A 26799-nucleotide genomic window follows, 5' to 3' on the forward strand; every position below is an offset into this window, starting at 1 on the left:
ATCAGAGATCAGTTTCTGTTCCTTCAAAGAGTTTACTCAGGATAGGTTTCTCCTTTTGCACATCATTCTGAAAAGTAATGCATAAAACAATAAATACAACCGGCAGCATTACTACTCCAAACAGGGTAACTGGTTTATCGAAAGAGAGACCTCCATTTCTTGTAGTAACCATTATAAGCATCAATAAGATAAAACCAATTACTATATAAGTAAAAGGGCTTAAGGTCATTGTTATTGAGATAGTACTACCAGCTCCAATATCCGTGATTCTACCTTTGATAGCCATCATAGATTTTTTCTTATATCCCCTTATGTTGTTAATCCTGCTAATAAGGAATGCATTGTTAACAATGTGGCCTGAATATGCCTTTGTATTCCTGGCATCAATCACAAAAGATCCTGAAGTTTGTCCTTTCAGCCTTTCTTTAATCTCTGTGGGAGATAAAGGACTGAGAAGTGTATAGTATTCAAAAGGTAATTTGAATTTCATAGCATTACAAAAATAATCAGCCTGCAGTAATTAATTTCATTAATTCTTCTGTAGATAATCTCCCCGCCTGATCACTCCCCTGCAATAACTGATCTGCCAGATCCCTCTTATTATGGTGCAATGCGATGATCTTTTCTTCAATGGTGTGCTTTGTTACCAGCCTGTAAATTGTAACCGGTTTGGTTTGCCCTATACGATGTGCACGATCCGAAGCCTGTTCTTCAACAGCGGGATTCCACCACGGATCCATGTGGATCACATAGTCTGCTGCGGTGAGGTTCAATCCTAGCCCACCGGCTTTCAGACTTATGAGGAAAAGGTCGCCCTTGCCGGACTGAAACTCTTTTACCAGTGTATCCCTCATGGGAATAGGGGTAGAGCCATCCAGGTATAAATAGGAGATACCCATATGATCCAGTGCTTTCTTTACAAGGTCCAGATGTTTTACAAACTGACTGAATACCAGCGCCCGATGATTATTGGAGATCAGTTCAGTTACAATTTCCAGGAATACGGATAATTTGGAAGAAGGGATGTTCACATCTTCATCTATCATCTGCGGATTACAAGCCGCCATCCTCAGCTTACCAATTTCCGTTAATGCATTCAGATGCTGACGCCCATTTACGTTGCCATACTTCTTAATATTCTCTACGGCTTTCAGTCGAAGGGCTTCATAAAACGCCACCTCATCCGGAGAAAGATCTACCATTCTCACAATCTCTGTTTTAGCTGGTAGTTCATCCAGAACACCGGCTTTAGTTCGGCGTAACATGAAAGGAGAGATCAGTTTTTTGAGGTGTTTTTTTACCGTGCTATCAGGATTATAGATAACCGGAGTGGTAAACTTTTTATTGAAATCGTACAGCGTACCTAATAAGCCGGGATTGATAAAATTGAAAAGATTCCAGATCTCGCCCAGGTTATTTTGTATAGGCGTACCAGTGAGAATCAGTTTAAAGTCTGCCTGTAAGGACATTGCAGCTTTGGAAGTTTTAGTCTGGAAGTTTTTGATGATGTGCGCTTCATCCAGCACAACCGTTGTCCAGTTAACCGCAGCAAAAAGCTTTTCTTCGGATTGTAATATACCATAAGTAGTAATTACTACATCGAACGCAATGGCAGCTTTCAGTACGTCTTCGCGGTTCACAGTATTCAGGTATACCAGTCGCAGGGAAGGCGCAAACCGGTTTATTTCATTTGTCCAGTTAGGTAATACAGAAGCAGGACAAACTACTAATGCTGGCCCCAGCGATGCACGATACAATAACATCGTAATGCCTTGTATGGTTTTACCAAGTCCCATATCATCAGCCAGGCAGGCACCGGCTCCCCATGATGCCAGTCGCGCCATCCAACGGAAACCCTCTTCCTGGTAAGGCCGTAATGTAGTTTGTAATGTAGAAGGAACCTCTGGTTCCAATGCAGCAGCTTCTTCCCATTTGGAACGATGCGTTTTCCAGTCATTATCAGCATCCACACTACCAGCACTTTCCAGCAACTCATCCAGCATATGTGCGCTAAGCTGCTGTACTTTGATGGTATCATTTTCTGTAAGTGCTATACTGGCTAACTCGTTAAGATGCTTATATAACTTATTGGTCAATGCCAGGAAGTCTCCATTCTTCAATGCAATGAATCTGTTTTTACTTATTCTGGTTGCATCCAGTAATTCCTTCAATGATAGTACTGTATTTTCATCTGCCTGTAACTCTCCATTACATTCAAACCAGCGTCCATTTGCTTTCCTTACAGTAAGGCGCAGATTAGAACCGGCTACCTGTTTGCGTATTTTAAATTTCTCTCCCTCCAGCCATTCGGCCACCGCAAGTTCCGGATTACGCTGTATAATATCCAGTAACTGCAAACAATCCAGCGGGTCTTCAAATATAATCACCTCATCATCTACTTCCTGTACTATAGATTGCTGGATGTACACCATCAGCAATGCCAGGTTTCCTCTTTCTGTATCCAGATCCCTCACAGCCTGACAACGTTCTCCATCCATCATGCCGATAATCACTTTTGCTCCTTCACCCGGCTTACAATAAGGAGGATCATTTGCAAACGGCTTCACAAAAAAGGCAGCCTTTAACGCAGTACCTATAGGCAGTAACTGTACACGAATGCGCGAATCAGCAGCTTTCTGTTTTATGTCTGTTGCTGTTTCATCAAGGTTGGAATGTACCGTAATATGTGCACCAATATTCCGCAACGCCTGTAACAGCTTATCCTTACCGGCAGCTGGCACAACATCGATCTGCTTTAATGTATTTAATAATGTGCGCTGCTGTGGTGTGAGCTTTATTATTTTTAACCTGTTCATCGTTTCTTTTACGATGACGGTATCTCCGATAGTTTCTGAAATATTACTGTTGAAAGTAAATCCCTTGCCCGTTTTATTCACAAAGAGTTCTGGCACCCCTTTTATTATTTCCACTGCAACTGTAGGTTGTTCCTTCAGGAATAAATAGGGATGCCCTGTAATTTCCTCCCATACTTTTTCTTCAAATGAAAAAGACTCTCCACCATAGGTGTAATGTGTTTCTTTCCTTAGAGTAGCACCAATTCTGAAATCCTGGTCTGTCATCCCTTCTACCTTTCCCTCTTTTAGTTTCTTCAGTTCTACACTTCTTCCCTTACTCCATTCCCCACCCTGATTGGTTTGTAAAACAGGTTGAATACTATAGTTATAAAAATCTATCAGGTATATCAGTCTTGACTCAATAACTACCTTTTCCTTTTTAACATTATTCTCATTGGAGAGCAGGAGCGTATTCAACAACCTTTCCCAATCAGGTAACTTTTGTAACAAAGAAAGCGCAGGCTTTTTACCAATGAAGGCAGCTATTTCCTGGAACAGGGATTCATAACCCAGGTAACCATCTTCCTTAAAAAGAAACAGGTATTCATATGTGAGTAAGCGATAATTATGCTCAATACCTCGACTCAGAATCATTTTTGCTATCGGACTATATGTCTTTAATAATTTACTTTTCGGATGAAATAATTGCAGACAGATAATAGACAGATAACTTAACAGATACCTCCCGGGTTGCTTTGCATTTGTTTCCAGCAGGATCTGTAAAATATTTTCTGCCTTCTCTTTTTTACCATTATGAAAATGTAATAAGCAGATAGCAGGTGTTATCGTTGCAAATAATTTCTTTTCGTAAGCCGCTGTAATTTTATTGATAACGGGATATGACTGTACGTCCGGCAGTAATGTCAATGTCAGCGCATACAGGAAAGAAAATAAAGGGGAATTGGGGACGCTGTTTTTCTTATCTGTTTGCCGTTGCTCTTTTAACCCTTGTTCAAAAGCAGCATATGCCTTTTCCGTTTCTCCATTATAAAGGAAAGTTACTGCTCTGGCATAATGATGATCTGTTTCCCTGAAATTACCTTCCAGCAAAAGTAATTCGGGATCTGTAAGTGTTTGTTCTGTAACGGGAATAAATGCGGCTATCTTTTTCTGAAATGCGTACACATCACTCAGCAATGGCATTTCAAGCATCGTATATTTTATAGTAGCCGCATATATTTTAATGATACTATCCTCACTAAATAACCTTAGTAATGATTCATATGCCGGAAAATATAACAGGTAACATAAATAAGGAAAATATTCTGCGAGTTCAAATTCCAACTTCCTTACAGGTTGCAGAAGTAATGATTTCTCTCCAGTAAAATAAGCAATGAGTAACTGATGAAGTTCCTGTAGCCGGGCACTGGTACTATAAAAAGAATAGCTTTTTTCATCCAGCAAACGAAGGTAATGGGGCTTTACAATATTGACAGGGAACATACAAAACCCATACTCAGGTATCAGAGAATAGTTACCGGCAAGGTTTATAACAACCATCCTTTCATCCACCAGATCCTGCAGAATTTCAACAATCCCGGACTGGGGAAGTTCCCTCAGCTGAAGTACTTTATCAATCAGTCTATGCCGCTCCAAAGGATATAGATGAATAGAGAGTACATCTATTACTAACTTTGTGTCCTCTGGTTTTGACTGATAATGTTGCCTTAAATAAAATGCTTCGTTAATCATTACTGCAATTCCCTGTATGAATTACAAAAATAGCTGATTAAGAGGTGACTATACCCAATCTTTTATTAGCTGACCTATCGCTGTTTTCAAATTACCCGCATATGGCTTTTTACTCCAGGACAATACCGCAGACAGGAATTGCAAATGTTCCTTTTCTGTGATCCTTTTACCCGGAGAGCCCGCCTGATCCAACTTCAAGGTCACATTCCCCGTATTTTCCGGATGGATCAGTAATAAACATAATTGAATATTCAACGTGCTGACGAGGTCCCAGTAATTCATTTCATTAGTCGAAGGCTGCTGCTGTAACAGCTTATTCAGCATTTTCGTAGCATCTTTATCCGATGGACGCACATAATCGCCAATCGTTTTTTCCGACCAGTCATCCTTTTCATTCAATAATACCAGCAATGCTTCAATACCCAGCCATTGTGTAATCGCATATGATGAAGGACTGATAACGCTGGCCGTGTGGTAATGGACAGCTGCTTCCTGCAGTGCTTTCAATCTTTCGGAATCTTCTTCGGCCAGCAATGCTTTGCGTTTAAATGCACTACCCAGCAGGGTATATATTTCGTTTGTCTCTGCCAGTCTGGTAAGGTTATGGAGATCTGTGATCACATCGTCCAATCCTGTTATCAGCTTCTTCCGCCTTTTAGGATAATGGGTGAATTCGGCGACCTGTTTTTTACTGCGGATATTACAATACTGTATAGCAGAGAGGAATGAAAAGGTGGCTTTTTCAATTTTCAGCAGTTCCTCAAATTTCTCAATCGCCTTATCATATTCTCCCAGCTCAGCATAAATCAGTGCTTCTTTTTCTGTGATCGCTGCATTGCGGATACCCGCTTTCTCCACTGCAGCTGTAATAATATTCAATTTCTTCAGGTAATCCTCCACAGTCCGGTTTCCCATCTCAATTCTATTGAGAAGATTGAACAGAGCATCTTCTGCTTCCTGAGGCATTAGATATACGGGAAGTGATGCAGGTGCTTTATAGGAAAAATCAGTCAGCTTGTAAAAAGGGTCTCCGTAACATTGATAAGCACCCCACGTATTATTATCGGGATACTTTTCATAGATGAATTTTCTGGCCTTCTGGATAGCATCGCCAAAGTTATAACCAGCAAACATAGAAGTATAAAACTGATCTGTAAAATCAAATGCACCATCATCAGTCACGGCCCATCCTGCCACTACCACTGCTTTCACACCATTCTCTATCAATTGTACACCTATGTTAGCTGCCATCTTATAACGGTTACGGTAATACTCTTCTGCAGCGCCATCTGTTTTACCCAGGAAGCAACAGTTTACAAACACCAGTTCGGGCACAGTACTCATTTGCGCAATCTCCCGTGTAGAGAGATATACATGATCTCCGATCACCATTCCCGATGCTTCAGGGGCATCTTTATTAAAGACTCCATGCCCCGCCAGGTGAATGATCCTGTAGTCTTCTGCAAAAAGAGATTTGATAATATTGAAAGAGGTATCCTGGATCATTTTTGCAGTAGTGAATCCCTGCTTTTCCAGGATGTCTGATACCAGCTCACCTTCTTTCAATGCTGCCGGTAAGGCAGGCAGGAAGCCTTTCAATTGCGGGTCGGCCACGATGAGTGCTGTTTTCTTTGCTACAGCATTGATCGTGAGCCGGAAATCCTGCGTGGACAGCTGGCGGATCATACCCGCATTAACGGATAAGGGACAATTGTCGGACATCCCATCGTGCAACAATTCCCAGGGATAAGCAGCGGTATCTTTATCCAGTATCCAGTTGATATTAGCCTGCTTTTTCAGTTGCTCTTTAAAATCATTCGGGATCAGTAATTCAAAGATGGTTTTGGCAGATGCAGGAGACCAGTCATTATTGGTAGATATTTCATTTACCAGTCCTGTGATAATATCTATACTGCTAAAAAGCTGGCGAAGTTCTTCCCTGGCACCACCAGTAGAAGTACTAAACTGCAGGTAGCTATCTTTCTCATTTTTCACTAACTGCACATTGATCCGGTTCCACCATTCATCTGCCTGATCAGGTGCAGCCCGTCTTTCCAGGCCGAACAGGGTTTTGATCTTTTTATTTCCAAGAGAGATATTAATTGACTGGTTATTTTCGTGAGCCAGCGTATTCAATGCATAATAACAGTTCAATGCACGGTTCTCATATTTCTCTACAAATTCTACATGGCTTACCACTACAGCATCCTCTCCCTGCATTTTCCTTATCTTGTTATTCGCCTGCTGAATACCTTGTAATATTGCCCTTACAGAATTTTCGATGGTGAGGCCACCATAACCACAGCCTATAATCAATGAAGAAATTCCTATCTCAGTAGCAACAGTGCTCTTATTACTTTCCAGGAATAACAGGTAATTGGCAATACCCTGCTCCACTGTTCGGGATAACTGATAGGCGGTTAGTTTACCCGCATCTCCCAGTCCTACAATCAAGGCTCCTTTTATCTGTTGCTGTGATCCGGTTAGCACTTCACTACTTCCAATAATTCCAGGATACAATCCCAGTTTATGCCTTTGGGTTAGTGCACCACCCAAATAGTTATCTATTGCTTTTTCTGCATAGAGAATTCCATCACGGTTAAAATGCCCAATGAGTAATGGATAAGCAGCATAGAGCAAATCTCCCTGGCTTACGGAAACATTAATAGGCTTTTCTTGTTTGTCAGCAATATTCTGCATGCGGAATTATTAAAGTAGGCCAATAATAGGTTTTGGATAGGCTGCACTGGGTTAGCGAAGTATCAACGGTATATGTATTTACACAAAATAGTATTAAAACCTGTTATTCTTTCACAAAAGATAACATATGTTTTGCTATAGACTGGAAAGAAGCAAAATCGCTGGGCTTGGTGATGTAATCTGCCACCCCTAATTCAATACTCATTGCTTTAAATACAGGCGAGTTTGATGTACTCCATATTATTTTAGGAATATTGAGATAGCGGACATTATCATTCAGCTCCTTTACTATCTCTACCCCGGTAAGTTCCGGCATATTATAATCAAGTATCAGTAAGGCAGGGAGATCTATATCCTGGATAGTTTCCAGGTACTTTACGAACTTTCTGCCATTTGGTATACATACCACCCGCCAGGAAGGATCTATTTCTCCAAATGCACTTTCTAGCAATTCCTGATCATCAATATCATCCTCTGCCAACAGAATTAGTCTGTTTGAATGGCCTAAAAATTGCATCTATTTTATGTGTTATTTGTAAAAGTAATTCAAAAATACTACAACAAACCTTATAATGTATAATTACTATATGCAAAATTTAATACGATTTTAGGTATCCTGACCGCACTGCATAAAGATTTCAAAACAATACAGGTCCCTAATCCTTTAATACCGTTCATAAATGGCTACCCGGAAAAAGCTGCCTGGGCAGAATGCCCAGCCTATAAGCAATGTGGAAAAGATTCCACACAACGCAACAGAGATAAAGAAGAAAGCCACACCTGTATATGAACCGCTATCTGACGAGTTGGATACCCGGCAATTATTACAGGTCCTTTCTGAGGTTAAAAATGGTAATTTTTCTGTCAGGATGTCTATCGACAGTATCGGCCTCAGCGGGAAGATCTGTGATACGGTAAATGATATCATTTCACTTAATGAAACACTGGTAGAAGAATTGACGCTAGCCCGTAATACTATCGGGAAAATGGGCCGGCTGAACCATCGTGTACAGATGCCCCGTACAGCAAGAGGCTCCTGGAATACGGCGGTGGTATCTATCAACACTCTCATATCAGATCTTGTACATCCAACCATCGAAATAGCACATGTAATCAGCTCAGTAGCAAAAGGAAACCTTTCCCAGGAAATGCCCCTGGAAATTGAAGGTCACCTGCTACAGGGGGAATTTGCGCGTATCGCAATGGAAGTAAACGGGATGGTGAAACAGCTGAACCTGTTTTCCAGAGAGGTAACCCGTGTGGCCAGAGAAGTAGGCTCTGAAGGAAAACTGGGCGGACAGGCAAAAGTAAAAGATGTGGCAGGGGTATGGAAAGACCTGACAGACTCCGTGAACCAGATGGCGGGCAACCTGACAGCACAGGTGAGGAACATTGCCGACGTAACAACGGCTGTGGCGAAAGGAGACCTTTCCAAAAAGATTACAGTAGACGTACAGGGAGAAATCCTTGAACTGAAAGATACCATCAATACCATGGTGGACCAGCTGAACTCCTTCTCATCGGAGGTAACGCGTGTGGCTCGTGAGGTAGGTACAGATGGGAAACTCGGCGGACAAGCAGAGGTAAAAGGAGTAGCCGGTACATGGAAAGATTTAACAGATTCCGTGAACCAGATGGCCTCCAACCTTACCGGACAGGTACGTAATATCGCCGAAGTAACAACGGCAGTGGCAAGGGGCGACCTGTCCCGTAAAATCACAGTAGACGTAAAAGGAGAGATCCTGGAATTGAAGAATACCATCAATACCATGGTGGACCAGCTAAACTCCTTTTCTGCAGAGGTAACACGCGTGGCGCGTGAAGTAGGCTCGGAAGGGAAACTGGGCGGACAGGCAACCGTAAAAGGCGTAGGGGGTGTGTGGAAAGATCTCACAGACTCTGTAAACCTTATGGCGGGCAACCTGACAGCACAGGTGCGGAACATTGCCGACGTAACAACTGCCGTGGCATTGGGCGACTTATCCCGTAAAATCACCGTGGATGTAAGAGGAGAAATCCTGGAACTGAAAAATACCATCAACACCATGGTGGACCAGCTCAACTCCTTTGCCTCTGAGGTTACCCGCGTGGCTCTCGAAGTAGGTACGGAAGGGAAGCTGGGCGGACAGGCAAAAGTACAGGGAGTGGGTGGTACCTGGAAAGACTTAACAGATTCCGTAAACCAGATGGGATCTAACCTCACAGCACAGGTGAGGAACATTGCCGAGGTAACAACTGCTGTGGCAAACGGTGACCTCTCCAAAAAGATTACCGTAGACGTGGCCGGAGAAATCCTTGAACTGAAGAAAACCATCAATACCATGGTGGACCAGCTGAACTCCTTCGCCTCCGAGGTAACCCGTGTGGCTCTCGAAGTAGGTACAGAAGGGAAGCTGGGCGGGCAGGCAAAAGTACAGGGTGTGGGCGGTACATGGAAAGACCTTACTGAGTCCGTAAACCAGATGGGGTCCAACCTCACGGCACAGGTGCGGAACATTGCCGAAGTAACAACCGCCGTGGCGAAAGGAGATCTCTCCCGCAAAATTACGGTGGACGTAAAAGGAGAAATCCTGGAACTGAAAAACACCATCAACACAATGGTGGATCAGCTGAATGCATTCGGTTCGGAAGTATTCAGGGTGGCACGTGAGGTAGGTTCTGAAGGGAAACTGGGCGGACAAGCAGATGTACCGGGCGTAGAAGGCTTATGGAAAGATCTGACAGACTCCGTGAATATCATGGCCTCCAACCTGACTTCTCAAGTGCGTAACATTGCGGAAGTAACTACTGCGGTTGCAAATGGTGACTTGTCGCGCAAAATCGAAGTAGACGTTAAAGGAGAAATCCTGGAACTGAAAAATACCATCAATACTATGGTGGAACAGCTGCGCGCCTTTGCCTCTGAGGTAACGCGTGTAGCCCGTGAAGTAGGTACTGAAGGGAAACTGGGCGGACAGGCAAACGTGCCTGGCGTAGGCGGTACATGGAAAGACCTCACGGACTCTGTAAACCAGATGGCAGGTAACCTTACAGCCCAGGTGCGTAATATCGCAGATGTGGCCATTGCGGTGGCCAACGGGGACATGTCCCGTAAAATTACAGTGGACGTAAGAGGAGAAATTCTCCAGCTGAAAGAAACACTCAATACGATGGTGGATCAGCTGAGAGCCTTCGCCTCTGAAGTAACCCGCGTGGCACGTGAGGTGGGTACGGATGGAAAACTCGGCGGGCAGGCATTCGTGCCGGGTGTGGCAGGTACCTGGAAAGATTTAACGGACTCCGTAAACCACATGACAGGTAACCTCACCTCACAGGTACGTAACATTGCAGAGGTAACCAAAGCAGTAGCATCAGGCGACTTATCCAAGAAAGTAACAATAGACGTTAAGGGAGAAATCCTCGATCTGAAAAACACCATCAATACCATGGTGGATCAGCTGAACTCCTTCGCCTTCGAGGTAACCCGTGTGGCACGTGAAGTAGGTACTGAAGGGAAACTGGGCGGACAGGCAGAAGTACAGGGCGTGGGTGGTACATGGAAAGATCTTACCGACTCTGTAAACATGATGGCCTCCAACCTCACCAACCAGGTACGTGGTATTGCGAAAGTTGTAACCGCCGTGGCGACCGGTAATCTGAAACAAAAATTGTCCATCGTATCCCGCGGGGAGGTAGCACAGCTGACAGAAACGATTAATGAAATGATTGATACACTGGCTGTGTTTGCAGACCAGGTAACGAACGTGGCGCGTGAAGTGGGAGTAGAAGGACGATTGGGCGGACAGGCAAGTGTGCCCGGTGCTTCCGGCATCTGGAAGAACCTTACAGAAAACGTAAACCAGCTGGCAGCAAATCTGACCACCCAGGTGCGTGCGATTTCTGATGTGGCTTCTGCGGTAACAAAAGGAGACCTTACCCAGATGATCCGCGTAGATGCAAAAGGTGAAGTGGAAGAATTGAAAGATACCATCAACCAAATGATTGCCAATCTGAAACAAACAACACTGCGTAACCAGGAACAGGACTGGCTGAAATCCAATCTGGCGAAGTTTACACAGATGTTGCAGGGCCAGAAAGACCTAAACACGGTAACCCGTCGTATCCTCTCAGAACTTGCACAGACTGTAAATGCACAGAAGGGCATGTTCTATATTCTTGAACAGGAAGAATACCAGGAAAATCCTAAACTGAAACTCTTTGCTGCATATGCCTACGGAGATGAGGTAAGTATGACCCGTGAATTCTCTCTGGGACAGGGATTAGTTGGACAATGTGCTGTGGAGAAAGAAAGAATTCTGCTCACAAACGTTCCTTCCAATTATATCAAGATCTCTTCCGGATTGGGAGAAGCGGCACCGCTTAACCTGATCGTATTGCCGGTATTATTTGAAACAGAAATCAAGGCCGTTATTGAGCTGGCATCTTTTGATTCATTCAGCCAGACACACCTTGACTTCTTAAGTCAGCTGACAGAAAGTATCGGTATCGTACTGAATACTATTGAGGCCAATTCCAGAACAGAAGATCTGCTGGAACAGTCACAATCGCTGGCAGATGAACTGAGAAGAACAAATGAAGAATTGCAGGATAAAGCTCACCTGCTGGTGAAACAGAAAGAAGAAGTAGAGGAGAAAAATAAAGAGGTGGAAGAAGCGAGAAAATCGCTTGAAGAAAAAGCAGAACAACTGCAACTGACTTCCAAATATAAATCAGAGTTCCTTGCGAACATGTCGCACGAGTTACGTACCCCGCTGAACTCACTGCTAATACTGGCACAACAGCTGTATGAGAACCATGATGGTAACCTGAATGAGAAACAGGTACGGTATGCAAAAACCATTCATAGCTGCGGAGACGATCTGATCCAGCTGATCAATGATATCCTTGATCTGTCCAAGATCGAGTCAGGATATATTTCGACAGATTTCATCAAGGTACGCTTCAATGAAGTAATAGGATTCGTGGAAACTACTTTTAAACATATCTCTGAGAGCAAGAATCTGCGCTTTGGTATTGATATGGACGATCAGCTGCCACAGAGCCTGGAAACAGACGTACAGCGCCTTAACCAGATCCTGAAGAACCTGTTATCAAATGCATTCAAGTTTACGGATAAAGGCGAAGTAAAACTCCGCATCTATGAGGCAAAACGTAACTGGAAACTGCTGAACTATAGTCTGGATGGTGCAGACCGTGTAGTGGCCTTTGAGATCAAAGATACCGGTATAGGTATTTCCAAAGATAAACAGAACATCATCTTTGAAGCATTCCAACAGGCAGAAGGCTCTACCAGCCGAAAGTATGGAGGAACGGGCCTTGGATTGTCTATCAGTCGCGGACTGGCCGATCTGCTGGGCGGTTCCATTGAACTGGAAAGTGAAACTGGCAGAGGAAGTACATTTACACTCTTCCTTCCGCTTAACTATAATCCGTCTTCCATCAGGAAAGAAAAACAAAGCAGCCTGACGGTGAGCGGATATAAGCTGGGCGATATCTACAAACCTGGTTTGATTCAATCAGCGCCTACCTCTAAGGTATCGCCAGATACCAAAGACCTGGAAGGACTGAATGAAATCATTAATGAAATTGGTGATGACAGAACACATATTCTCGATACAGATAAAGTAGTACTGATTGTGGAAGATGATGTACGTTTTGCCAAGATCATGCAGGAAAAAGCACATGAAATGGGCCTTAAAGTAGTGGTAGCTACTACTTTTGGGGAAGTGTTTGATCTCACCAATAAATTCAATCCGATAGCCGTTACACTGGATGTAAAACTACCTGATGCCAGCGGATGGAGAGTATTAGACCTGTTTAAGAATGATATTAATCTTCGTCATATTCCTATCCACTTGATTTCAGGAGAGGAAAACAGGTTACTGGCTATGCAGCGCGGTGCACGTAGCTTCAATTTAAAACCATTGAAAACAGAAGCGCTGACGGTATTGTTTAACAACATCATTGAACTGGATATCAAAAAAAAGAAGACAATACTGGTGGTGGAAGACAATGAACCGGATGCTTCACAGATAGCCAGAATGCTGGATAATGGTGATCTGATAGAGATGGAATTTGTCGAAAATGGAAAAACTGCTATCGAACTCATAAATAAAAATTCTTACGATTGTATTATCGCAGATTATATGCTACCTGATATTGAAGGAGCTGAGTTTGTAGCTAATATCAATACGATGAACAGGTATAATGCTACACCTGTGATAGTATATTCTGCCAAAGATTTTTCCAATAAAGAGAAATCAAAATTGAAGCAGTACGCCAATAAAATATTACTAAAAGGCGTTAATTCTCTAGACTTGCTACTGGAAGAAACCGTTATGCAGCTTCATATTAATCATACTGCATTATTGCCCGAAAAGAGACAGCTGATAGAAGACCTCCGCTCACAAAAGGATGTGCTGATCCATAAAAGTGTATTGGTAGTTGATGATGATGTAAGAAATCTTTTTGCCCTGACCACTGCTTTTGAACGTTATAATATTAATACGATTACAGCAGAAAGTGGAAAAGAAGCGATTAACATCCTGGAAGAAAACAATCAGATTGATATGGTGCTAATGGATATTATGATGCCCGAAATGGATGGTTATGAAACAATGCAGAAAATTCGCAGGGAACATAAAAACAGTGCGCTGCCTATTATTGCTGTAACAGCAAAAGCAATGAAAGGCGACCGGGAAAAATGTCTCGACGCAGGAGCCTCTGATTATATCACCAAGCCATTGAAAATAGATCAGCTGCTGTCTTTAATGCGTGTATGGTTGTATAGATAATTTCATTAGAAAAAACATACAGGTGCAAGACCAAGACCTAATAAAAATATTAGTTGTAGACGATAGAGAAGATAATTTATTATCTATAGAATCCATCCTGGAAAGGGAAAGCTATATCATAGTAAAAGCTAATTCCGGCAGGGCTGCATTAAAAATATTACTAAAAGAATATGACTTCTCCCTGATCCTGATGGATGTACAGATGCCTGATATGAACGGTTTTGAAACAGCTGCACTGATCTATCAGCGGGATAAACTGAAAGACGTACCTATTATCTTTATTACTGCCCACAATGAAGATGAAGCCATTTTCAGAGGGTATAAAGTAGGAGCCGTTGATTTTATATATAAACCTGTTAACCCTGAATTATTGAGGATAAAGGTAGGCCTGTTCGTGGAGCTATACCGAAAAACAAAATCACTGATAGTACAGGAGCAAAAACTACTCAATGCAAATGCTTCCCTGCAACGTGAGATAGAAGAGAAAGAGGCCTCCGAACTGAAGGTACGGGAATTGAACCGGCAGTTGATTCAGAATAATATCCATCTGAAAACAGTCAATGAAGAGTTAGACCGTTTTGCCTATATCGCCTCTCACGACTTACAGGAACCTCTGCGGAAAATCCGTGTGTTCAGTGATATGATTATCCAGAAAAAAACAGGACCGGCAGAAGAAGTTGATAAATACGTGATGAAGATTACGAATGCCACAATACGTATGCAACAACTGGTAAGTGGTCTGCTGCGTTTTTCCAGGCATTCTATCCAGGGCGGCGATTTTGAAGCGGTAGATCTGACTGAGATTGTCAGGGAAGCCATTACAGAACTTGAAATAAAAATTCAGCAAACCAATGCCCGTATTACTATAGATCCACTGCCTGCTGTTTTTGTGATACCACTCTTAATGCGACAGGTATTTTATAATCTGATCAGCAATGCGCTCAAATTCAGGAAAAAGGAAGTATCTCCTGAAATACATATTTATTCGCAGCAGGAAGAGCATCGGGAGGCTACCGGATCTACTTATTACCGGATCTTTATAAAAGATAATGGTATTGGATTTGAGAACCAATATTCAGATGATATTTTCGTAGTGTTCAAACGACTGCATAGTTATCATGAGATAGAAGGCACAGGCATTGGCTTGTCAATCTGCAAGAAGATTATGGAGCAACATAACGGTTCTATTACCGCTATTAGTGAAATAGACAATGGGGCAACTTTTATTGTGGGTATTCCTGAGAAACAACAAGTGAGGTTAGGTAATCATTTTACCTTTTAATTGCCCCGTTTATAGATGACACCTTTTCTTAAAATAATTTGACTCCGTAAGTTCCTCTGTTTGTAATGATTCAACAGAGGACTTTACGGAGTCAGATTAATATGATAACATTCCTACAACCACAGAGATGTATCAAAAATAAATATCTCAATATCCATCATTGATCCGAATATTACTTTTGATACACTTTGTATCTACCGGATTTCAACCGCCTTATTCACCTGGAAAGTTTCCTTTAAACGAATATCTTCAGAGGAAGCACCCACCATCGCAGTAAAACTACCTGGTTCCACTACCCACTTCATATCCATGTTCAGTAATTTCAAATCTTCCGGCAGCAGTTCAAAGGTGATTTCTTTCTGCTCTCCTGCCTGTAAATGAATACGCTGGAATTTTTTCAGTTGCTTCACAGAAGTTACCACAGAGCTGGCATCATCACGGATGTATAATTGTGCTACCTCATCTCCAGCTACTGCGCTTGTATTCTTTAACAGGAATTTCACCGTTGCTTTCAGCGTGGTCTGATCCTGTACAGTTATTGTCAGATGCTGATAATCGAACGTAGAGTAACTTAATCCATGACCAAAACTGTACAAAGGTTTAGCATCCATTTCTACATAATCGTGCCGTGAAGCATTCTTATAATTGTAATAAACAGGTAGCTGTCCTACAGACTTAGGAATAGAAACCGGTAAACGTCCTGCAGGATTATAATCACCAAACAGTACATCTGCTACAGCAGTTCCCCCTTCCTGCCCGGGATACCAGGCATTCACAATAGCAGGAACATGTTGCGCTGCCCAGTTGATATTCAGCGGACGACCTTCTATCAGCACCAGGATTACCGGTTTGCCAGTAGCTATAATATTTTGCAGCAGCTCATTCTGCAAACCCATCAAATCCAGACTCACCCTGTCAAAACCTTCACCACTCTCCATATCACTCACTGAAACTTCTGAAGATTTTACCTGAGCAGCACCTGTGCTCTGGTAAGATGTTTCAAAATCACGCGCACTTGAACCACCCAATACCAGTATTACTGCATCAGCCTCTTTAGCTGCCGCTACTGCCGCTGCCATACCAGCCCTTGAAGTATCGCGGATAGAACAACCTTTCACATATTTCAACTTAGTATCCGCAGAAACTTTTGCCTGTATTCCTTTCAGTACCGTCACAATTTTCTCTGCAGGCTGAGGTGCCGTATAATCACCCAATTGATTATACATATTATCAGCATTAGGTCCAATCACTGCGAGATTCTTTATAGTCTTTTTCAATGGCAGGATGCCATTATCATTTTTCAATAATACAATAGACTCTGCGGCTACACGCTCTGCCAGTTGTTTATGTGCCGCACTTCCCACTGTTTTTTCCGCGATGGCAGCATCCACATAAGGTTTATCGAAAAGTCCCATCTCAAATTTCAATCTTAACACATGACTAACAGCAGTATCAATAGTAGCCATTGTTACTCTCTTATTGTTCACTGCTTTTATCAATGCATCTCCATAAGCTTCTCCTCCCAGGTCTGCATCCAGTCCTGCATTTATGGTCAGTGCTGCAGCTTCTTCCATAGAAGCTGCTACATGATGGTTTGACTTAACACCGGGAATACCTCCAAGGTCAGAAACAGTGAATCCTTTGAAACCCCATTGTTTACACAATACATCCTTCAGCAGGAACGAATTGGAGCTGCATGGTATTCCATCAATAGAGTTATAAGAAGCCATGATAGACAACGCACCAGCCTTTATAGCATCTCTGAAAGGGGGTAGATAAGACTGGAACAGATCGCGGGTACCGGTAGTGGAAATACCACCGTTATGACCGCCTTCCGGAGATCCGTAGGCAGCGAAATGTTTTAAGGTAGAGATAACATTCACACCACTGTTGATGCCATTACCCTGGAAACCTTTTACCATAGCGATTCCCATTTGGCCTATCAGGTAAGGATCTTCACCATAGGTTTCTTCCAGCCTTGACCAGCGGGGTTCACGCACCAGATCTAATACCGGTCCGTAACCAATGTGTGCGCCCTGTATGCGCGCTTCCTGTGAAATAGCAGTTGCCATTTCCTTAATCAAAGCAGGGTCCCATGTACTCGCCTGTCCGATGGAAGTAGAGAATACGGTGGTACCGATGGCCATATGCCCATGCGGACATTCTTCTGCCAGTAGCAGCGGAATACCCAGACGGGTATGTTCCATCATATATTTCTGCATAGCATTGGTGGCTTTGGCAGATAATTTAGGAGACAACCCGGTTTCCAATGTCTTTTTGGTCCACGGATCGGCTCTTAACGTAGCCCAGAAACTCCCGATATGCCTGTTTTCAATCACTTCTTTAAAAGTTGCACTCACTCCTACGGAGTCTCCATTCTTTTCATACATATCCCAGCCCAGCAGCGTGCATAACTGCCCCACCTTTTCTTCCAGCGTCATTCTCTTTAAAAGATCCTTCACCCTGTTATCCACCGGAGCCGCAGGATTTTTATAAAGCACTGCCGTCTTCTGGTTTTGTGCTACGGCCGGAGTTCCCAGCCCAAGAACTGCTATTCCAAGCATGAAACAATTCCTGGTAATTGATTTTCTGATTTTCATTGCTACCTGTAAATTAATTGACAATCATCTTTTTACTCCCATTTCATCCATAAAAATAACAAGTTGTGAGCTTAATTCTTGAATATTTATTAAAATGAGAAAATCCTCCCATTTATGGGTAATTCCGTTGTAGCGGGTTCTTAGTAAGAACGTACTGGAAAATAATATAGTTGAACTGAAGAAAGTCAATAATACCAGGGATCATTTGGGGAAATGAATCTATCAATAAATCTTAAATGGAATGTTAATGAAGGCTAAATAAGAATGCACTCTTTGAAAGTGCGGAGCGGGGGTTACGATGCTGTCAGGAGTACAGGCAAGCAATGCTCTAACACAGAAACAGCTGTTGTCGGTTCACATGTTATTAAAATAGACACTGGACGAATGAAGTTATCAGCGCTCCATCATATCCAATATATCAGTCCAGATGATGCGTGCAATCTGTTCACTTTCCACCAGTTTAACCCGCTTATTAGGCATCACCATTGTATCTTCCGGCCAGCCAATGAAATCAGGTGTGAACTCTTCCACCTCAGCCATGAAGTCTTTCAGAATATTGCCACTGGTTATTATTTCATAGGTGGTTTCATGAATGGCGTGATTAACTGTAATAACGATCTGATAGGACTGGCCTTCAATGTAAACAGTAACAGTATGTTTTTCCATTTAAAAACAATTGAATTGATGTTACCTCCGGAATACCCGGCGGCAGAGATAGCTTTGCTTTGGATACCTGTCTATATTCTTCATACATAAGTATTTTAGTACAAAATATCTGCCAGTATGTTCAAATGGTCATTTTCAGCAAATTATCATATGCAGGAAGCCATGTTGTAGAAAAATACACACAAGAAATGCGGTGTAGAGTATGCTACATATCATCTTTTAATACGTCTCAACATAACATAAACTAATCGAAAAGCCGTAAGCGACAATTACATTTTGCTGCTTACGGCTTATGCTACTTCAAAAAAAAACTGAGTACGTGTTTCGTGGTAATTAGTACAAAGAGTATATACCACTAAGTTAATATTGGCAAAGCTAAAAGTTGTTGATAAAAAGCAAATCAATTGTAAACAATCTTTAATAGATTGTGAATGAAACTTAAATTCCCGATATTTATATATGAAGAGAAGTTTATGGATGAGGATAAAACTTTCACTTGAAAGAATATATTTGTCTTTCAGGAATTATTTCATGACGCATCCGGTTAAGATCTACATAACAACATCGGTCATCTGTTTTCTCGTACTTGCATTAGTTCAGTTTATTCTTGTGTACAACACTTACGATTTATTAAACCGGCGGTTCTATTACGAAAAGAAAGGAATTATATATGAGAAATATACCAGGGCGATTATCAATGACCATTTATTTCCCGGAGGCAAAAAAATCATAGACAGCTATATAAAACCCCGGTTCAAAGAGCTGGAAAGATTGCATAACACAGATACTGCTGCCTTTAAAATACAAACACAAATTCTCTTAAATGATATTTTCAGAACCCTCATCAAAGAGCAAAAGGCAGACAGCCTTATTACAGATATAAAAAAGAAAGGTAACATCACAGATTCTTTACGATACCTGCTTAGCGTTCGCAGAATAGAACTGATGTTTGGGGATGGAATAAAATATGTGAACATATATGATAGCAGGAAAAAATATCCACTCATTGACAGCAGCATCCAACAAAAAAAGGGGTTACATATTTATGGAGACCTCCCTACTCCCGATGATCAGAATACTGTAATCAACCTGAATGTATCTGATCCTATACCTTACACTTATGCCATAAGTTTTACGCTGAATGCAGACCCTTATAACCGGCGGCAGCTGGTATTCAGACAAATGCGGCTGATGCTGACCATGTCGCTGTTATCCATGCTCGCTATTATTACACTTTTTATCATCACCCTGCGTAACTGGATTAAACAGAAACATCTGTCTGATGTAAAAACAGATTTCATTAATAACATTACACACGAATTTCATACACCTTTAACGGCTATCATGGTAGCCAACAAAAATATCCAGAATGAGAAAATACTGGATAATAAAACAGCTCTGCGGTCATTGTCAGAAATCATAGAACGCCAGTCGCAGCGATTAAAACTGCTGATAGGTCAGGTACTTGATATTGCCGCTATTGATAAGTTGTCCGTACATAAAGAACCCCATAATCTGAACGTCCTTGTAAAAGATATCCTCACAGATTTCAGCATCAAGTTTTCTGCAGCCAACCTGCAACTTACTTTTGAGGAGTGTCCCTGCAACATCATTGTAGATGCTGATGGGTTCCATTTTGCCACATTGCTGCTGAATATCCTGGATAATGCAGTAAAGTATAATCTGCAAGCGGTGAAACAGATAAAGGTCAATATTACACAGGATAAAGAAAATGTACAGATCATGGTGAGTGATAACGGCATAGGGATGACAAAAGAAACCACCAGATACATATTTGACAAGTTTTACCGGCACCAGAAAGATCTCACCCAGTATTCCAAAGGATTAGGGTTGGGACTTCATTATGTAAAGCAATGCATTGATGCACATCAATGGAAATTAAAAGTAGAAAGCGAAGCAGGAAAAGGAAGTACCTTTGTGATCATTATACCTGTATAACTTATGCTTACAACCAATTTATAAGGTATGAAATACAAAATTCTACTGGTAGAAGATGAAGCCGACCTGGGTAATGTTGTTAAACAATATCTGGAACTGATGGATTTTGAGGTGGACTGGCAACAGAACGGCCGTATAGCGCTCGATGTTTTTGAGAAAACACCGGAGGCCTATCATATCCTGCTAATAGACGTAAACCTACCAGGACTGAATGGTTTTGAACTGGCAGAACAGGTAGTAAAAACAAATAATAATGTGCCCTTCCTCTTCCTCACCGCAAGAGGAGAAAAAACGGATCGTTTAAACGGATTAAAGATCGGCGCAGACGATTATGTTGTAAAACCGTTTGATGTAGATGAGCTGGTGTTGCGCATCAGGAATATTATCAAAAGAAAACAACCTGCCGTTCCCACTGAACAATCCCAGCAAAGCATCATTAGCATAGGAACCAATAAACTGTATGTAGATTCTCTGAAGCTGATTACAGAAACTGGTGAGGAGATCATCCTCACACCCCGTGAATGCGATCTTCTCATCCTCTTCTTCCATAATGTGAACCGCGTTATTAAACGCGAAGAAATTCTTAACAAGGTATGGGGCTCCAACGATTATTTCGTTGGAAGAAGTCTTGATGTATTCATCTCCAGGTTTCGCAAGTATTTTCAGCACAACTCCAATATCAGTATCAAAAATGTATATGGTATTGGATTCGTCTTTAATGTAAAATAACACTCAGTGCTCTGTTGCCCCTCCTGTAAGCTGTCTTTAACTTATACAGGCACGTAAATCCTTGCCCTGTCTGTATAGAACGGTTAAAGTTTGCTGGAAAATGTCTGGGGTTCTCAGAAATTGTTGCGCTCTTACTGCAGTTGTTGCTCACGATTGTCTCTCAGGTTTACTTTCGTTTTGTATCCGTAAACTTTGTTCACTAAAACAAATGTGATCGTAATGCCCGCAATGATAACGTAATGTAAAACGATTGACGGCATAAAATGTGGAATAATGATTTTGGATAATGTTGCTCTTAAAATTACACGATTTGCTATGAAAATATACTGCACTAAATCCAATTATGATACAAGCCAGTCAAGCGTTAACAAAAAAGAATATAGGGGATCAATTTGATAAATACAATAACCAATTAATCATGTGAAAACACATTAATAAAATTATTTATCGATAGCCAGAAAAAGTTCCTGTTAACTATTAAACATACAGAGGAGTGCCAAATCAGTGTGTTTCCCACCGCAGTCATCTTCGGAATAACTTCAATATTTAGGTATAAGTACTGCCCATGACGATAGGGACTAAATCACGGATTCGTAGTCTTTTTTTCATAACTTGAATTGTGTTCCTATTTAATAGTGGGAAATAGAATGGCTGGCTTATCCCAGTGGAGCGGGTATAAGGCAACGTGATCAAAGATTTCAGCCAGTGGTACGGCCATACCGCTGGCTTTTTTCATTCTGATGGCATACTCTGGCTGCATTGTAAACAACAGTCAGGATTTTAATAGCCTTACAAGTATAACCTATAGTAGTTTAGGAGAGTTCGGGGAGAGATAATAGTGAGTCTATATCTTGAACATACATTGGACATAGGTTGAACATAGGTTGAACAGGGTTAGATCGCATATAAGCGTTCTAACCCTGTTCAACCTATGTTCAACCTATGAAGCAAATATCAACTCTCTCCGAACTCTCTCCGAAGACACTATTAATTTGGACTGAATAGCTATATACTTTGTGAAGAGCCTGGAAAGGAGAAGAAAGCCATTACATCCAGGCAGAAACCCATATTATTTAAACTACTTCAAAAAGTAGTTGATTTATGACTAATGGGAATCGATTTTCAAAAAAAATAAGGGGCCTGATGAAAATCAGGCCCTCCCCAAATTAACCATTAAAAAAACTCATTTGAATTTTGCTTAGACCAAAAGTAAAACGAATCCTTTTCTTATTTGTTAACTATAAGTTAATGAAAATAAATTATTTGGATGGAATAACCGGATGCCTGAAAGAGGTAAAAAAGGACAAAAAAAAGGCCCCCGCAAAAAATTGCAGGGGCTTACCATTTAACCTATATTCTGTACTGTAGCATCAAAGTTATAAATATTTTTCAGTGGCTTACAAGTATTAATCTTTTTCACTCTTTTCTAACCGCTGCCCTCAAATATTTGTTGTATCTAAGACTTGCTCTTATAACAGAAGTTTAATCCACATCAGAAATATTTTCATTTTTATTCTAACTTGCTGTGGTATGAACAGGATTGACCGTCTTTCAGCCATTCTCATTCAGCTTCAGGGGAAAAAGGTGGTAAGGGCTTCCGAAATAGCCGACCGCTTTAATATCAGCCTCCGCACCGTATACAGGGATGTGAAAGCCCTGCAGGAAGCTGGTGTGCCTGTGGGCGCAGAAGCCGGAACCGGTTACTACCTGGTGGAAGGATACCATTTGCCTCCTGTGATGTTTAGCAGGGAAGAAGCCGCAGCTCTTCTAACCGGAGAAAAACTGATGACGCATTTAAGTGATCATTCCAACCGTAAACAGTTCAGTAATGCCATGCAGAAAATCAAAGCAGTGCTTCGTGGCAGTGAAAAAGATTTTCTCGAATCATTGGAAGATAATATTGCCGTTGTGAGCAGGAGAGTGCCTGTTCCCGATGAATTTCCCAATCGTTTTATGAGTGATATCCAGCACAGCCTGGGTAAACAACTGGTGTTAGAACTGGACTATTTTGCCTATCATAATGATACGCTTACTCACCGTGAAGCAGAACCTATCGGCATAATTTATATGAGCGGTAACTGGCACCTGATTGCATGGTGTAAGCTGCGTAATGGATATCGTGATTTCCGGATGGATCGCATCAAAAATCTTTCCCTTACCAATACCGCATTCGATAAATCCAAACATCTTTCGCTGAAAGAATATATGGATAAGTATTCCGAACCAGATACCCCATCCCATCTGATTAAATTAAGAGTTCCACTTGCTATCGGACGCAGAATAGGGGAGAATAAGTTTTATTATGGGTTTGTGGAAGAACTGGTAAATGGAGAACATATGGAGTTCACATTCCTCTCTCCCTGCCTAAATTGGTTTGGACGCTGGTTGTTAATGTGGGGACGGCATGTAGAAATCATCTGTCCCAAGGAATTGACCGCAGAAATGAAACTCCTTACTACAGAGTTAAAAGAACACTATATGTAAATTCCTTTTTACTGCTGACATACTGTTGTCACTACCCCGGTTTTTCTTTGTACCTATGAATAAGTATACCCGGTTATTTTATTTATTATTACTTCTGATAATCATCCATCAACTATCAATAAAACCCAGGGCTATGCAAAAGATCACCGCCATAGACAACTACTTCCTACCTGCTGCTGATCTTAATGAAAGCAGGAATTTTTACAGGGAAATACTGGGACTGGAAGTGAAATTTGATTTTACAGACAAGGGCATGCTGGCATTTAAAGTAGGTAATGATGAACCAGCTATTATCCTGAAAGACACAAAACATTTTCCGGATACAAAGCCTTCTCTGCTGCTGAAAGTAGAAAATGTAAAAGAAACTTATAAGCAATTGCGGGAACAGGGTGTGATATTCACCAAAGTACCCTATCAGATTAAAACCGGCTGGGCAGCAGAGTTAAAGGATCCTGCAGGAAACATTATTGGTATTACTGATTATAACACGGGCCAACATGAATAATACTGCATACTGATCCGTACACCACGGAGCCTGCCATGTTGCAATTAATCGACAATCTGATGAAATCTGAGGGGCTACAAAGAAATGGGAGGTATTGTGAGATTTACCTGTCCGATCCGGGGAAAACAGTGCCTGAAAAGGTGAGAACAATTCTAAGGCAACCGGTGAGGTGAGTTATTTTTCTCCCAGGCCAAGTAATTCTATAGCCTGTTGGGCTGCTATCTGGCTGGCATCTTTCTTATTGAAAGCTTTACCACTGCAGATCAGTTCCCCATCTACCACAGCACCTACAGTAAAGATGCGGCGGCCATTATCCATTTGCTCTTCCAGCAGGTCAAACTCGAGGTTTTTACCATTTTTATTTGCCCACCCATACAGCTTGTTCTTGTGGTTCATTTCCACACTTTCAAGCAGTTCCAGATCTATGTAGGGAACGAGCAAACGCTGATGAACAAACTGTTTTGTGCGATTGTATCCTTTATCCAGGTATACGGCTCCCACCAGTGCTTCAAGCGTATTGCCGAAGATCTGGCTAATTTTCAGGAAGCTGTTGTATTTATCATAAATGGTCAGCTTGCGCAGACCCATTTTGATAGCAATGTCATTCAGTTGCTGGCGGTTCACTATTTTGGAACGCATCTCTGTCAGGTATCCTTCTGTTTTGTAAGGATACTTTTTAAAGAGGTAGTCGCCAATAATGGCCCCCAGGATGGCATCACCCAAATATTCCAGGCGTTCGTTGCTTTCCAGGAATTTTTCTTTGCTTGAACGATGGCTTAGCGCCACTTCATACAATGAGAAATTGCCCGGAGCAAAGCCCAGTAAATTGTAAAGATCCTTGTAAAGGGTCTTTTTCTTGTAAACGAATCGATATAAGAATCCTGGAAGTAATTTCACACAATCAAGCAACAAATTTTTTGAAAATAACAGAGGCATTATGGCCACCAAATCCGAAGGTGTTACTTAATGCAGCGTTGATTTCTCTATGTTGTGCGACGTTAAAGGTAAAATTTAATTTGGGATCCAGCTGAGGATCGTCTGTAAAATGATTTATGGTAGGAGGAACGATACCATGGATAATAGACATAATAGCCGCAATGGATTCAATTGCTCCAGCTGCGCCTAAGAGGTGTCCGGTCATTGATTTGGTGGAACTGATGTTCATTTTATAGGCATCTTCTCCAAAAACCTGCTGTATAGCTTTTACTTCCGCAATATCTCCGAGGGGAGTGGAAGTACCGTGCACATTAATATAGTCTATTTCATGGGGTTGCAATCCGGCATCTGACAGGGCCAGCCGCATTACATTCATAGCGCCTAATCCTTCCGGATGAGGGGCTGTAATGTGATGGGCATCTGCAGTTGCACCGCCTCCGGCCAATTCAGCATAAATTTTCGCACCTCTTGCCATCGCATGTTCATAGGATTCCAATACCAGCCCACCTGCTCCTTCTCCCATTACAAAGCCATCTCTGTTAAGGTCAAAAGGACGGGAGGCTGTACGCGGGTCATCATTTCTTTCGGAGAGGGCTTTCATAGCGTTAAAACCACCTACGCAGGCATCGTTGATAACATTCTCCGAGCCGCCGGTGATCATTACATCTGCCCTGCCGTACCTGATGTAGTGCATGGCTTCTATAATGGCATTTGTAGCAGAAGCACAGGCAGACACCACTGAAAAGTTGGGTCCCCTGAAGCCATGGCGTATAGAAATATGCCCTGCAGCAATGTCCAGTATTAGCCTGGTGATCAGAAATGGACTGAAACGGGGTGTTCCGTCACTCTGACCAAATTCTTTAATCTCCTGACAAAAGTTGATCATCCCACCAATGCCGGAACCCCAGATCACCCCCACTCTGTCTACATCGACAGAATTACGGTTAATTCCAGCGTCCTGCACTGCCTGGTCAGCGGCAATAATTGCCGTCTGCGTAAAAGGGTCCATTTTACGGGCCTCTTTTTTGTCCAGAAAGTGAGTTGCATCAAAGTTCTTCAGTTCGCAAGCAAAACGTGTCTTGAACTTGGCAGCATCAAACTGTGTAATAGGTCCGGCGCCAGATACACCGCCAGCCAAACCCTTCCAGAAATCTGAAACGGAATTGCCAAGCGGTGTAAGTGCGCCTAAACCTGTAACGACTACGCGTCTCGGTTGCAGCATTAAAACAAATCTGATTAAGTAAGATTATTTTACATGTTCTTCCAGGTAGGCAACTGCCTGGCCAACAGTAGTAATAGTTTCAGCTTGTTCGTCAGGAATGGAGATGTTGAATTCTTTTTCGAATTCCATGATCAGTTCTACCGTATCCAAAGAGTCAGCGCCCAGGTCGTTGGTAAAGCTGGCTTCAGGAGTTACCTCTGCTTCGTCAACGCCCAATTTGTCAATAATGATCTTTTTAACTCTTGATGCAATGTCTGACATAATTTTAAGTGTTTTTGGTTTAAAACTTGAGTGCAAAAATATAATTTTTATTGAATTGACAAGAACGCACATGAATTTTACATCATATACTTTAGTTGTATATCACGTAAACCC

General features: G+C 41.9%; 15 protein-coding genes. 6 read left to right on the top strand and 9 right to left on the bottom strand.

The features are described from left to right. Position 1: 1 nt before the first annotated feature. The 4 genes from BM176_RS06715 to BM176_RS06730 all read right to left on the bottom strand — a co-directional run bounded on the left by BM176_RS06715 (position 2) and on the right by BM176_RS06730 (position 7764). Positions 2-490 carry a hypothetical protein gene (locus BM176_RS06715; protein ID WP_090100832.1) on the bottom strand — a complete coding sequence of 163 codons (489 nt, stop codon included), beginning with the start codon at positions 488-490 and terminating at the stop codon, positions 2-4. Between the two features lie 16 nt (positions 491-506). After that, complete coding sequence (locus tag BM176_RS06720; protein ID WP_090100835.1) at positions 507-4547, bottom strand: DEAD/DEAH box helicase; 4041 nt, start codon at positions 4545-4547, stop codon at positions 507-509. 48 nt (positions 4548-4595) lie between these two features. Next, a complete protein-coding gene (locus tag BM176_RS06725; RefSeq protein ID WP_090100837.1) occupies positions 4596-7247 on the bottom strand; it encodes a CHAT domain-containing protein in 2652 nt (883 codons plus the stop codon). 103 nt (positions 7248-7350) lie between these two features. Beyond that, on the bottom strand, positions 7351-7764 hold the full coding sequence (locus tag BM176_RS06730) for a response regulator (RefSeq protein WP_090100839.1): 414 nt from the start codon (positions 7762-7764) through the stop codon (positions 7351-7353). Between the two features lie 163 nt (positions 7765-7927). On the opposite strand from BM176_RS06730, the gene BM176_RS06735 reads away from it, so the two are divergent. Further along, positions 7928-14041, top strand: coding sequence for a HAMP domain-containing protein (locus BM176_RS06735; RefSeq protein ID WP_218162155.1), 6114 nt, complete (start codon positions 7928-7930; stop codon positions 14039-14041). Positions 14042-14063: 22 nt separating this feature from the next. Continuing rightward, entirely contained in the window at positions 14064-15323 is a 1260-nt protein-coding gene (locus BM176_RS06740; RefSeq protein ID WP_090101716.1) for a sensor histidine kinase, read from the top strand. Positions 15324-15517: 194 nt separating this feature from the next. On the opposite strand, the gene BM176_RS06745 is transcribed toward BM176_RS06740, so the two are convergent. After that, complete coding sequence (locus tag BM176_RS06745) at positions 15518-17923, bottom strand: glycoside hydrolase family 3 N-terminal domain-containing protein (protein WP_090100840.1); 2406 nt, start codon at positions 17921-17923, stop codon at positions 15518-15520. Positions 17924-18316: 393 nt separating this feature from the next. Next, positions 18317-18589, bottom strand: coding sequence for a hypothetical protein (locus BM176_RS06750; protein WP_090100842.1), 273 nt, complete (start codon positions 18587-18589; stop codon positions 18317-18319). Between the two features lie 459 nt (positions 18590-19048). Here BM176_RS06750 and BM176_RS06755 point away from each other — a divergent pair, with 459 nt between their 5' ends. From BM176_RS06755 to BM176_RS06770, 4 genes are all read left to right on the top strand, one after another. Then, positions 19049-20548 (top strand): sensor histidine kinase, encoded by a 1500-nt coding sequence (locus tag BM176_RS06755; protein WP_090100866.1) that lies wholly within the window; start codon positions 19049-19051, stop codon positions 20546-20548. A 27-nt stretch (positions 20549-20575) separates the two neighbouring features. Further along, positions 20576-21277 (top strand): response regulator transcription factor, encoded by a 702-nt coding sequence (locus BM176_RS06760; RefSeq protein WP_090100878.1) that lies wholly within the window; start codon positions 20576-20578, stop codon positions 21275-21277. A 1530-nt stretch (positions 21278-22807) separates the two neighbouring features. Continuing rightward, a complete protein-coding gene (locus BM176_RS06765; protein ID WP_090100879.1) occupies positions 22808-23761 on the top strand; it encodes a helix-turn-helix transcriptional regulator in 954 nt (317 codons plus the stop codon). A gap of 133 nt (positions 23762-23894) precedes the next feature. After that, positions 23895-24266 carry a VOC family protein gene (locus tag BM176_RS06770; protein ID WP_090101718.1) on the top strand — a complete coding sequence of 124 codons (372 nt, stop codon included), beginning with the start codon at positions 23895-23897 and terminating at the stop codon, positions 24264-24266. A 174-nt stretch (positions 24267-24440) separates the two neighbouring features. On the opposite strand, the gene rnc is transcribed toward BM176_RS06770, so the two are convergent. From rnc to BM176_RS06785, 3 genes are read right to left on the bottom strand one after another with little or no spacing between them, the layout of a single operon-like run. Next, positions 24441-25163, bottom strand: coding sequence for a ribonuclease III (gene rnc, locus BM176_RS06775; RefSeq protein ID WP_255373453.1), 723 nt, complete (start codon positions 25161-25163; stop codon positions 24441-24443). 4 nt (positions 25164-25167) lie between these two features. After that, entirely contained in the window at positions 25168-26421 is a 1254-nt protein-coding gene (gene fabF / locus BM176_RS06780) for a beta-ketoacyl-ACP synthase II (protein ID WP_090101722.1), read from the bottom strand. 27 nt (positions 26422-26448) lie between these two features. Continuing rightward, complete coding sequence (locus tag BM176_RS06785) at positions 26449-26685, bottom strand: acyl carrier protein (RefSeq protein WP_012788038.1); 237 nt, start codon at positions 26683-26685, stop codon at positions 26449-26451. Positions 26686-26799 lie beyond the last annotated feature (114 nt).

The organism is Chitinophaga sp. CF118 (assembly GCF_900112615.1).
Taxonomy (GTDB): domain Bacteria; phylum Bacteroidota; class Bacteroidia; order Chitinophagales; family Chitinophagaceae; genus Chitinophaga.

Bases quoted from the DNA above. Each gene is read 5' to 3' on its own strand.
- BM176_RS06715 (WP_090100832.1), bottom strand. From the start codon at position 490: ATGAAATTCAAATTACCTTTTGAATACTATACACTTCTCAGTCCTTTA.
- BM176_RS06720 (WP_090100835.1), bottom strand. From the start codon at position 4,547: ATGATTAACGAAGCATTTTATTTAAGGCAACATTATCAGTCAAAACCA.
- BM176_RS06725 (WP_090100837.1), bottom strand. From the start codon at position 7,247: ATGCAGAATATTGCTGACAAACAAGAAAAGCCTATTAATGTTTCCGTA.
- BM176_RS06730 (WP_090100839.1), bottom strand. From the start codon at position 7,764: ATGCAATTTTTAGGCCATTCAAACAGACTAATTCTGTTGGCAGAGGAT.
- BM176_RS06735 (WP_218162155.1), top strand. From the start codon at position 7,928: ATGGCTACCCGGAAAAAGCTGCCTGGGCAGAATGCCCAGCCTATAAGC.
- BM176_RS06745 (WP_090100840.1), bottom strand. From the start codon at position 17,923: ATGAAAATCAGAAAATCAATTACCAGGAATTGTTTCATGCTTGGAATA.
- BM176_RS06750 (WP_090100842.1), bottom strand. From the start codon at position 18,589: ATGGAAAAACATACTGTTACTGTTTACATTGAAGGCCAGTCCTATCAG.
- BM176_RS06755 (WP_090100866.1), top strand. From the start codon at position 19,049: ATGAAGAGAAGTTTATGGATGAGGATAAAACTTTCACTTGAAAGAATA.
- BM176_RS06760 (WP_090100878.1), top strand. From the start codon at position 20,576: ATGAAATACAAAATTCTACTGGTAGAAGATGAAGCCGACCTGGGTAAT.
- BM176_RS06765 (WP_090100879.1), top strand. From the start codon at position 22,808: ATGAACAGGATTGACCGTCTTTCAGCCATTCTCATTCAGCTTCAGGGG.
- BM176_RS06770 (WP_090101718.1), top strand. From the start codon at position 23,895: ATGCAAAAGATCACCGCCATAGACAACTACTTCCTACCTGCTGCTGAT.
- BM176_RS06785 (WP_012788038.1), bottom strand. From the start codon at position 26,685: ATGTCAGACATTGCATCAAGAGTTAAAAAGATCATTATTGACAAATTG.